Genomic DNA, 10,000 nt, shown 5'->3' on the forward strand with positions numbered 1-10,000 from the left:
GGGGGTGGGCGCCGGGGTGGCGTTGGGCGCCGGAGGATAGTTCTGATATTCGCGGCTGCGCGTGACCACAGGCACGTGCATGGACACGACGCCGGCGTTGGCGAACTGAAGGTCCAGCTTGACGCTCTCGCCGCCCCTGAGGCTCTTGGGGATCGCCTCGAGCATGATCTGCGGGCTGGGCTTGCCGGTGTTGACGAGCTGCCCGACGGGCAGCTGGATCGGCGCGGTGATCTTCACCTCGCCCATGTTGTTCGTGGTGATCTTCTGCAGGGTGTCGGGCGCGCCCGACTTGTTGAGGATGTTGAGGTAGACGGGGGCGGAGCCGCGCCAGGCGAGCTGCGCCCCAGGGTCAGGGCCGAGGATGAACGCCTGCGGGATGTGAATGCCGCGCGTGCCGTATGCACCCTTTTCGATCAACACTTGCGCCTCGTTGGGGGCGTACGGCTGGTTGGTGGTGGCGTCGAATCCTGCCCCGCACCCCGCGAGCGCGGGGACTGCCAAGAACGCGGCGGCTACGACAATCCAGCGACTGCTGGTCACGGGCGGGTACTCCTTGGTCTTGCGCATGCGTGTGTGAGGCTCACCCGCATGTCTCGCGCATGCGCATGAGCCGCGCCCACCTTATCGACCTGAATGCATGGTCATATCCGCACCCCCGCAGGTCATTCGCTATGTCCGCAAATGCGATTCATACAGTTGAGCACTTGTCAAGCCCCAATATGCGGCTTTGACCTGCAGTTATGAGGATTTCACTGTTCCGGGAGGCTGTGGATGCGTGGTACCCTGGAGTACAGCGGAAGGGGTACTTGTCACATGACTTTCCAGGTCGGCGACACTGTCGTCTACCCCCACCATGGGGCTGCTCGGATCGAAGCAATCACGACGCGATCCATCAAGGGTGAGGAAAAGACCTACCTGGTGCTCAAGGTCGACAAGGGCGACCTTACCGTCCAGGTGCCAGCAGAAAACGCAGAACTCGTCGGTGTGCGCGATGTTGTCGGCCAGGAAGGCCTTGAGCGAGTTTTCGACGTCCTTCGGATGCCGCACACGGAAGAGCCGACCAACTGGTCTCGTCGCTACAAGGCCAATCTGGAGAAGCTCGCCTCCGGCGATGTGAACAAGGTCGCCGAGGTGGTTCGGGACCTGTGGCGGAGGGACCGCGAGCGCGGTCTGTCCGCGGGCGAGAAGCGCATGCTCGCCAAAGCGCGCCAGATCCTGGTCAGCGAGTTGGCCCTGGCCGAGAAGACCAATGAGGACAAGGCTGAGGCCCTTCTCGACGAGGTTCTCAACTCCTGAGCACGAATCTTCCACGGGTGGGCGTCGGAGTCGACGTCCACCCGTTCGCTTCAGGGCGCGAGCTCAACCTCGCCGGCCTGCACTGGCCGGGCGAGACCGGGCTCGACGGCCACTCCGACGGTGACGCGGCCGCGCACGCGGCCTGCGACGCGCTGCTGTCCGCCGCCGGTCTCGGCGATCTCGGCCGGCTGTTCGGCACCTCCGACCCGCGCTGGGCCGGGGCGTCGGGCGCCGCGCTGCTCGAAGAGACCGCGCGGCAGGTGCGCGCCGCCGGCTACGAGATCGGCAACGTCGCCATCCAGGTGATCGGCAACCGGCCGAAGCTCGCACCGCGCCGCGCCGAGGCCGAGACGGCTCTCGGCGCAGCCGTGGGCGCACCGGTGAGCGTGAGCGCCACCACGACAGACGGGCTGGGGCTGACCGGGCGCGGCGAGGGCATCGCCGCGTTCGCCACCGCGCTGGTGGTCAACCTTTCCTGAGCGCCGGGCGTCTTACGCAGGGACGCGTGAGGGTGTCCCGGCGGGGCGTCGCCAAGCCCGCCGAAATCCGAAGGCGGCGGTTCGTCACTGGCGCGGTACGGACCGCCGCCTTCCATTTTGGGTAGTTTGCCTGTTCAACGGGTAGGTCTGCTCGAAGACATGTGAACGTCTCGGGGGGAGCTGCACATGATCGGCGCGATAGTGTCCGCAGTAGTCATCGGCGCCATAATCGGGGCGCTCGGCCGACTGCTGGTGCCCGGCAAGCAGAAGATGTCCATCGGCCTGACCCTCATCGTCGGCATCGTGGCCGCTCTGATCGGCACGCTGATCGCGCAGGCGTTCGGCTGGGCCGACACGAGGGGCATCGACTGGATCGAGCACATTCTCCAACTCGTGCTGGCGGTCGTGGGCGTCCTCCTCGTGACGCGCATGGGCGCCGGGCGCTCCGGCCGTACCGGAAGAACCTGAGTCTGACCTGCCCGTTCGTCATATCTGCGCATAATCGCGGTAGATCGGGTAGCGAGCACCCCGTGGGAGTGAACCGCTCACCCTCACGGGGAGGTTTGTGTCATGACAATCCAGTCCATCCTCGGCGCCATCGTGATCGGTGCCGTGATCGGCGCAGTCGGCCGCTTGCTGCTTCCCGGCAAGCAGGCCATCGGCTGGATCCTCACCATCGTCGTCGGCATCGTGGCGGCTCTCCTGGGCACCCTGCTCGCGCAGGTGCTCGGTGTCGAGACCACGCCTGGCATCGACTGGATCGAACTGGTGATGCAGGTCGTGCTCGCCGTCGTCGGCGTCGGCCTCGTCGCGGGGCTACGCCGCGGCTCGAAGGTCTAGGCGGATTCACGTGGGCCCGCCCGGGAGAGCTCCCGGGCGGGCCTCCTGCGTGCGCGTCAGTCTTCCGGCGGAGTCGGGGTGCTGCGCAGCCGCTCCGCCGGGGCCGGGGTCTCCTCGTGGACCACCGGGTGCGGGGCGGTGTCCTCCATGTCGCCCTCCGGCCTGGCCTCGTGCTGGTCGGCGGCCTCGGGGCCGTGGGCGGGGTCGGGGTCGTCGTCGACGATGACGGGGTGCGGCTGCGTGTCGGCGTCCTCGCCGGTGTCCTCGCCGGTGTCCTTGCCGGGCGAGCGCGGGTGGACCAGAACGTCCTCCGGCTTGACCCGATCGCCCCACCGGACGGGCCGCGTCGGGGGCTCCGGCCGGGGATCTAAGTCCACGGGGCGGAGCGCCTTCTCCTCTTCCTCCTGCACGGGCCACTCGGACACGCGCGCCGAGACCGGCGCCGTCTCCGGCTCGGGGGTCGGCCCGGGAGTCGGCCCGGGGGTCGGCCCGGGGGTCGGCTCGGCTCGCGGCTTCGGCACGGGCTCGGGGTCCGGCTCGGGTCGCGGCGTGGCTTCGGGAGCGGCGGTGGGGACCGGCGCGGCCGGCTCCGGAACCGTCTCCGTGGCAGGCTCCGGGGCCGTCTCCGTGGCGGAAGCGGGCCGGCCGAACGGCACGATGTCCTGCTCCGCGGCGGGCTCGGCGCCGGCTTCGCCTCCCGGCCCGCGCCGGGCGTGCACGTGCTTGATCAGCACCAGCCAGAGCCACAGGGCGAGCGCCAGCATGACCCAGGGCGCCAGGGCCACGCCGATGGCCGTCACCCGTACGTCGAAGGTGAACCGCACGGCCGCGGCCACGTTGACCGCGGCGGCCGCCACGATGAGCAGAACCAGCACGAACGCCGTCTGCACGCGTATGAGCAGCTTGGCCGAGCGCAGCAGCAGCACGCTGATCAGCGCGACCGCCAGGAGCGCGTCGAAGGCCGCCGGATAGAGGTAGGCGAGGTCGTCGGCGGCCTGGCCGGTGACGGCCAGCGCGCGCAGGTCGTCGAAGGAGAGCGCGCACGCGGCCCCGGTGAGGGCGGCGACGGCGAGCCCGGCGAGGGCGATGCCCAGGCGGCGGAGCGCAGAAGGGGGAGTCACGTCCATGGCGGTTGTGAGCCTACAGAAGAATGGAAGGTCAGACCGATCTAGGAGGACACATGGCTGTGCTGTCAGAAGATGCCCGCAAGCTCCTGGACGCGCCGAATTTCGCGACGGTCACCTCTATCAATCCGGACGGCGGACCTCAATCGAGCGTGGTCTGGATCCGTACGGACGGTGACGACGTGGTCTTCTCGACTGCGAACGGACGCGTCAAGCCGCGCAACTTCGAGCGCGACCCGAGGGCGAGCCTGCTCGTCATCGACCCGGACAACCCCTACCGGTACGTCGAGGTGCGCGGGCGGGTGACCGTGACGCCCGACCCCGAGGGCGCGCTCATCGAGGAGTTGTCGCAGAAGTACCGGGGCCAGCCATGGGAGGACAAACCGGGCACTGAGCGACTCGTCGTGAGAATTTCTCCGGACAAGGTCACGCTGCGCGGCTGATTCGACGCTCGGGAGGCAGCTCGGAGGCGTTAGCCTTTCTTTCGTGAGCCTGCACATCTACGACACCAGCGCACGCGCCATCCGCGAATTCGTTCCGGTCGAAGCCGGCCGGGCGTCGATTTACCTGTGTGGGGCGACCGTGCAGGCTCCTCCGCATATCGGGCATATCCGCTCGGGTGTGAACTTCGACGTGCTGCGTCGCTGGCTGGCGCGTTCCGGATATGACGTGATGTTCTGCCGCAACGTCACCGACATCGACGACAAGATCATCAGGGTGTCCGCCGAGGAGGGCGTGCCCTGGTTCGTCGTGGCCGAGCGCAACCAGCGGGCCTTCACCTGGGCCTACGACACGCTGGGCTGCCTTCCGCCGACCGTCGAGCCCCGCGCCACCGGGCACGTCCCCGAGATGATCACGCTCATGGAGCGGCTGATCGAGCGCGGGCACGCCTACGCCTCCCGCGGCGACGTCTACTTCGACGTGCAGTCCTACGCCGACCGCTACGGCTCGCTCTCCAACCAGAAGGTGGAGAACATGCGGGCGGCGGCCGACACCGACGACGAGTCCTGCAAGCGCGACCCCCGCGACTTCGCCCTGTGGAAGGGTGAGAAGCCGGGCGAGCCGACCTGGCCGACCCCGTGGGGGCCCGGCCGCCCCGGCTGGCACCTGGAGTGCTCGGCCATGGCGACGAAATACCTCGGGCCGACGTTCGACATCCACGGGGGCGGGATCGACCTGATCTTCCCGCACCACGAGAACGAGATCGCCCAGTCTCAGGCGGCGGGCGACGGGTTCGCCCGCTACTGGATGCACAACGGCATGCTCAAGATCGGCGCGGAGAAGATGAGCAAGTCGCTCGGCAACTCCCTGCTGATCCCCGAGATGGTGCAGAAGGTCAGGCCCGTCGAGCTGCGCTACTACCTGGCGGCCCCGCACTACCGTTCCGCGATCGACTACTCCGAGGAGGCGCTGCAGGAGGCCGCCGCCGCCTACCAGCGCATCGAGGGCTTCGTCACGCGCGCCGCCGAGGTCATCCACGACGTCGACGCCGACGCGCCGCTGCCGCAGGCGTTCGCCGACGCGCTCGACGACGACCTGGGCACCCCGCAGGCGCTGGCGGTCGTGCACGAGGTGGTGCGCGAGGGCAACGTGGCGCTGTCGCGGGGCGACAAGGAGGCGGTGGCCCGCCTGCTCGCCGAGACCCAGAACATGCTCGACGTGCTCGGCCTCGACCCGCGCTCGCCGCAGTGGCGGGGCACGGGCTCCGACCTGTCGCCCGTGGTCGACGCGCTGGTGGCGGTGGCGCTGGAGCAGCGTAAGGCCGCCCGGGAGCGCAAGGACTACGCGGCGGCCGACGCGATCAGAGACCAGCTGAGCGCCGCGGGCATCACGGTGGAGGACACCCCGCACGGGCCGCGCTGGGAGCTGAGCCGCTAGGAGCGCTCAGGCGACCCTGGGCGTGGCGCGCATGCCGACGTAGACGCAAGGGGTGCCGTCGGCCAGCGTGGCGAACACCACGGGGAGATGATCCTCGCCGAAAGGGGCGCCCGAGGCGGCGAACACCGTCGGCGACACCGGCGTCAGATCCGACTCCAGCGGATCGGCGAAGCCCTCCATACCGTCGACGAACTCGTAGCGGATGCGCCCGCCGCGCTCGTCCTCCGTGACGGTCGTGACGACGCCGGGGCGCCTGTAGGTGCCCGTCCACGGTGCCAGGTCCACCGCGGGCGGGTTCGCCGGCGGGGCGAACGGCGGCGGCATACGCACGTCCGCGAGCTCGGCCAGCAGTTCGCCGAACAGGTCGGCGTACAACCGGCCGAAGGCGCCGCCGTTGGTCAGCAGCGCGACGGCCACGCCCGCGTGCGGGACGACCCGCAGGTACGCGCGCTGGGTGACGGCGCTGCCGTCGTGCCCGTAGCCGAAGACCCCGTTCCAGTCGTGCAGCGTCCACCCGAGGCCCCAGCCGTCGGCGGACATCGACCACTTGTCCGGGCTTCCGGCGTGGCGGTGCTGCATGGCCGCGACCGCCTCGGCCGACAACACGCGCGTGCCGTCCGCGGCGAGGCCGCCGTCGAGGTGCATCCGAGCGAAGCGGACGACGTCCCCGGCGGAGACGATGACCCTGCCGTACGGGCCCGCCGAGCGCGGCAGCAGGTCCCAGACCGGCGCGGGACCGTCCAGGTGGCCCATCGCGACCCGGAACCGCAGCGCCTCCTCCGGCAGCGTCATCGAGTGCTCAAGTCCGAGCGGGACGAACAACCGCTCCTTCAGCGCCTGGTCCCACGTCCGCCCGGTGAGCACCTCGACGACGCGGCCCAGCACGACGTAGCCGGAGCTGCCGTACGACAGCGCCGTGCCCGGCGGGCAGTCCAGCGGGACCTCCCTCAGCGCCTCGACGTACCTGGCCAGGCAGTCGTCACCCCGGCCGGAATCGTAGGTGAAGTCGTTGGTCATGCCGCCGGTGTGGGACAGCAACCGCCGGATCGTGATCGCCCTGGTGGCCTCGGGGTCGGGGGTGCCGAACTCGGGCAGCACCTCCACCACCGGCGTGTCCAGCTCAAGGTCGCCGGAGTCGACCAGGGACATCACCAGCGTGGCGGTGTAGGGCTTGGCCAGCGAGCCGGACAGGAAGACGGAGTCGGTGCTCACCTCCACCCCGGTGCCCTCGTGCAGCACGCCGGCGGCCAGTTCGTGCACGCGGCCGCCGGTCAGGACCGCCAGCGACGCGCCGGGCACGCCGTGGGCCGCGCGCAACTCGTCGAGCCGGGTCTGCCAGCTCTCGACGTCGAAGGACATGGGTTGTTCCCCTCGGTTTCGGGTGAGGCGCCGTACGGTGTGCGGCGACTCCGCACACCGTACGGATGGTCGCACGATGTGCGCAAGCCGTACACTGTGCGGACGACGCTTCGGAGCAACGGAGAATCGGGGCTACGGGGAGTCGGAGCTACGGAGCTTCGGAGAGTCCGAGCTACGGAGAGTCGGAGATTCGGGGATTCGGGAAGGAGCCACATGCCGGCCGACGAGCAGCAGGTCCCATCGGTGTGGGCCCGGCCGCGCCCTCAGCGGCGCGACCAGCCGGCGCTGAGCCGGCAGCAGATCGTTTCCACGGCCCTCCAGCTCCTCGACGCCGAGGGCGTCGACGCCCTGAGCATGCGCAAGCTCGGCACACGGCTGAACGCCGGGGCCACCTCGATGTACACGCACGTGGCCAACAAGGACGAACTGCTGGAACTCGTCGTCGACGAGGTCTACGGCGAGGTCGAGGTGCCCGCAACCGGCGACCCGGGGGGCTGGCGTACGGCCATCACCGGCTGCGCCCACAGCCTCCGCGCCACCATCCTGCGCCACCCCTGGATCGTCTCCGTGCTGGGCGAGACCGGCCTGGCCTACCTGGGGCCCAACGTCACCCGGCTGATGGAGGAGATGCTGGCCGTGTTCGAGGAGGGCGGGTTCGGCCTGCAGGAGGCCGACCAGGCGATGAACACCGTGGTGGCGTACGTCGTCGGCATCTCCACCAGCGAGGCCGCCACCCTGACCGCCCTGGGCCGCAGCGGGCAGAGTGAGCAGGAATGGACCGAACGCCTGCTGCCCGCCGCCGAGGAAGCCGCACGCGACCATCCACGGCTGCGCCGGCTCTACGCGGGGCAGCGGGGACGGCGGGTGCGCGAGGACCGCGACGACGGGTTCCGCGTCGGCCTGGAATGCGTCCTGGAGGGAGTGACTTCCAGACTGAGGTCATCCAGCTGAGCCCTCTGGGCACCGGCGCGGTGGGGCTGCCTGGAACGGCCGAGCCGCCCGGGTGCGTTGTGTGAGACCGGTTACCCGGCGGCTTCGCGCGGGCGAGATCACCTGGCAGCCTCGCGCGGGCGAGGTTACCCGGCGGCTTCGTGTGGAAGCGGTTGGCCGGTTCGTTGCGTGAGGGTGGTCGCCAGGGTCCTTCGCGTGGGCAGTCGTCGTTCCAGGCTCTCCCGCGTGGGCCGAGTTGCCCCGCGCCCCGAGTACCCTGGATCCCATGGCAGCAGGCGGCAGAGGCTCGGGCAGGCCCGCGAAGAAGAAGGGCCCGTCCAAAGGCACCGGAGGGCAGCGCCGCCGGTCGCTCGAGGGCAGGGGCGCGACCCCGCCCGCGGAGATGCGGCACTGGTACAAAGACAAGGCCCGCGCCGAGCGCGTCGCCCGCGAGGAGCGAGGGGGCGGCCGCCGCGCCGCTCCCACCAAGGGCAGGCGCTCGGAAGACGCACCTGAATACATCGGGGGCCGCAACCCGGTGCTGGAGGCCCTGCAGGCCGACGTGCCCGCCAACGCCCTCTATGTGGCGCAGCGCATCGACAACGACGACCGCGTACGCGACTCCATCAAGATCGCCGCAGAACGCGGCATCGCCCTGCTCGAAGTCACCCGCGACAAGCTCGACCGCCTGACGGAGGGCGCCGTCCACCAGGGCGTCGCGCTCCAGATCCCCGCCTACGACTACGCGCACCCGTCAGAGCTGGTGGACATCGCGCACGATGCCGCCGAACCGCCGCTGATTGTCGCCCTCGACTCGGTCACCGACCCGCGCAACCTCGGCGCCATCGCCCGCTCCGCCACCGCCTTCGGCGCCCACGGCCTGCTCATCCCCTCACGCCGCTCGGCCGGCGTCACAGGAGGCGCCTGGAAGACGTCGGCGGGAACACTCGCCACCCTGCGCGTCGCCCGCGCCGCCAACCTGACGGCCGCCCTGCGCGACTACAGAGACGCGGGTCTGTTCGTGGTCGGCCTCGACGGCGCCGGCGACACCGACATCGGCGACGCCCAACTCCTGACCGAGCCCCTCGTGGTGGTCGTCGGCTCCGAAGGCAAGGGGCTCTCGCGGCTGGTACGCGAGCAATGCGACGTGGTGACCCGCATCCCGATGCACGCATCCGCGGAGTCCCTCAACGCGGGAGTGGCGGCCGGGGTGGCACTGTACGAAGTCGCTCGTCACAGGCGTCGCCAGCGTCTACACTGATAGGCCGCGCCGACGTAGCTCAATCGGCAGAGCATCTGTCTTGTAAACAGAAGGTCAGGGGTTCGATTCCCCTCGTCGGCTCTGCATGAAGAGGCCCCTGAACTGGTGTTTCCGGTTCAGGGGCCTCTTGGTTTGTCAGGACAATCTTGAGATCTTGCTAACAGGCTTGCTAACACGGCCGTCACCCACCGACGGCCTTGGCGAAGACGTCGGCAGCGGTGGCCGCTTGCTCGTGGATGACGTGGGCGTAGACCCTGAGGGTGATCGCCGGGTCGGCGTGGCCGAGTCGGGCCGCGACGACGTGGACGGGCACACCGGCCAGGAGCAGCGTCGTGGCGTGGATGTGGCGGAGGTCGTGCAGGCGGGCGTGGGGGAGTTGGACTCGCGGGTTCTGCTTGTTGTGGGTCTCGATGAGCTTGGGCATCAGGGAACTGGGCGTGTCCGGGAAGAGCGGGTCTCCCCAGCCGGTCGTGAAGACGTACGCGCCGCTGCCCTTCCAGGACTCGCCGAGCCTTAGGCGTTCCTCGTCCTGCCGGGCGCGGTGGGCCTTGAGGACTCTGACCGTGCTGGGGTCGAGGGACACGACGCGGGAGCGTCCGCTCTTGGTGGTGCCCTCGACTCGTTGGCGGTCGATCACCGCGGCTGTGCCGGTGATGTGGATCTGGGGCTTGTCCAGGTCCACGTCCGTCCAGCGGAGGTTGAGCAGGAGCAATGATCGAAACCTGTGGATCTGACGGGAAGGGGTGTACCTTCCCGAATCATCTGATCAAGGTTTCGAGATAAGGCCGACGCGCCAACGTCGGTCGGGAAGGCACACCCGTGTCGCTCACCGT

The 10,000-nt window shown here is 69.7% G+C and carries 12 protein-coding genes and 1 tRNA gene; 9 read left to right on the top strand and 4 right to left on the bottom strand.

The genetic code is table 11. From position 1 onward, the window contains the following. Positions 1 to 567, bottom strand: a 567-nt coding sequence (locus tag E1295_RS45020; protein ID WP_181958146.1) for a copper chaperone PCu(A)C domain-containing protein, incomplete at its 3' end; no start/stop codon positions are given. A gap of 246 nt (positions 568 to 813) precedes the next feature. Between E1295_RS45020 and E1295_RS45025 the strand changes: the two genes are divergently transcribed. From E1295_RS45025 to E1295_RS45040, 4 genes are all read left to right on the top strand, one after another. Beyond that, on the top strand, positions 814 to 1,296 hold the full coding sequence (locus tag E1295_RS45025) for a CarD family transcriptional regulator (protein WP_020544658.1): 483 nt from the start codon (positions 814 to 816) through the stop codon (positions 1,294 to 1,296). A gap of 17 nt (positions 1,297 to 1,313) precedes the next feature. Beyond that, positions 1,314 to 1,775, top strand: coding sequence for a 2-C-methyl-D-erythritol 2,4-cyclodiphosphate synthase (gene ispF / locus E1295_RS45030; RefSeq protein WP_132641043.1), 462 nt, complete (start codon positions 1,314 to 1,316; stop codon positions 1,773 to 1,775). A 186-nt stretch (positions 1,776 to 1,961) separates the two neighbouring features. Further along, entirely contained in the window at positions 1,962 to 2,243 is a 282-nt protein-coding gene (locus tag E1295_RS45035; protein WP_132641044.1) for a GlsB/YeaQ/YmgE family stress response membrane protein, read from the top strand. Positions 2,244 to 2,345: 102 nt separating this feature from the next. Beyond that, a complete protein-coding gene (locus E1295_RS45040) occupies positions 2,346 to 2,615 on the top strand; it encodes a GlsB/YeaQ/YmgE family stress response membrane protein (RefSeq protein WP_132641046.1) in 270 nt (89 codons plus the stop codon). 56 nt (positions 2,616 to 2,671) lie between these two features. Here E1295_RS45040 and E1295_RS45045 read toward each other — a convergent pair whose 3' ends face one another. Beyond that, the gene (locus E1295_RS45045) at positions 2,672 to 3,742 is read right to left on the bottom strand and encodes a DUF2637 domain-containing protein (protein WP_132641048.1); all 1,071 of its coding nucleotides are present in this window, start codon (positions 3,740 to 3,742) and stop codon (positions 2,672 to 2,674) included. A 53-nt stretch (positions 3,743 to 3,795) separates the two neighbouring features. Here E1295_RS45045 and E1295_RS45050 point away from each other — a divergent pair, with 53 nt between their 5' ends. Both E1295_RS45050 and cysS read left to right on the top strand, forming a co-directional pair. Next, positions 3,796 to 4,182 carry a PPOX class F420-dependent oxidoreductase gene (locus tag E1295_RS45050; RefSeq protein WP_132641050.1) on the top strand — a complete coding sequence of 129 codons (387 nt, stop codon included), beginning with the start codon at positions 3,796 to 3,798 and terminating at the stop codon, positions 4,180 to 4,182. 43 nt (positions 4,183 to 4,225) lie between these two features. Beyond that, positions 4,226 to 5,617: a cysteine--tRNA ligase gene (cysS, locus tag E1295_RS45055; RefSeq protein ID WP_132641052.1), complete on the top strand. Its 1,392-nt coding sequence runs from the start codon at positions 4,226 to 4,228 to the stop codon at positions 5,615 to 5,617. Positions 5,618 to 5,623: 6 nt separating this feature from the next. On the opposite strand, the gene E1295_RS45060 is transcribed toward cysS, so the two are convergent. Then, entirely contained in the window at positions 5,624 to 6,976 is a 1,353-nt protein-coding gene (locus tag E1295_RS45060) for a serine hydrolase domain-containing protein (RefSeq protein WP_132641054.1), read from the bottom strand. A 213-nt stretch (positions 6,977 to 7,189) separates the two neighbouring features. Between E1295_RS45060 and E1295_RS45065 the strand changes: the two genes are divergently transcribed. From E1295_RS45065 to E1295_RS45075, 3 genes are all read left to right on the top strand, one after another. Then, on the top strand, positions 7,190 to 7,927 hold the full coding sequence (locus E1295_RS45065) for a TetR/AcrR family transcriptional regulator (RefSeq protein WP_132641056.1): 738 nt from the start codon (positions 7,190 to 7,192) through the stop codon (positions 7,925 to 7,927). 265 nt (positions 7,928 to 8,192) lie between these two features. Beyond that, positions 8,193 to 9,167, top strand: coding sequence for a 23S rRNA (guanosine(2251)-2'-O)-methyltransferase RlmB (gene rlmB, locus E1295_RS45070; RefSeq protein ID WP_132641058.1), 975 nt, complete (start codon positions 8,193 to 8,195; stop codon positions 9,165 to 9,167). A gap of 8 nt (positions 9,168 to 9,175) precedes the next feature. Continuing rightward, positions 9,176 to 9,248, top strand: a tRNA-Thr gene (locus E1295_RS45075). Between the two features lie 100 nt (positions 9,249 to 9,348). On the opposite strand, the gene E1295_RS45080 is transcribed toward E1295_RS45075, so the two are convergent. Beyond that, the gene (locus E1295_RS45080; protein ID WP_246081166.1) at positions 9,349 to 9,879 is read right to left on the bottom strand and encodes a site-specific integrase; all 531 of its coding nucleotides are present in this window, start codon (positions 9,877 to 9,879) and stop codon (positions 9,349 to 9,351) included. Positions 9,880 to 10,000: the final 121 nt, after the last annotated feature.

It is taken from the genome of Nonomuraea mesophila (assembly GCF_004352805.1).
GTDB classification, from domain to species: domain Bacteria; phylum Actinomycetota; class Actinomycetes; order Streptosporangiales; family Streptosporangiaceae; genus Nonomuraea; species Nonomuraea longispora.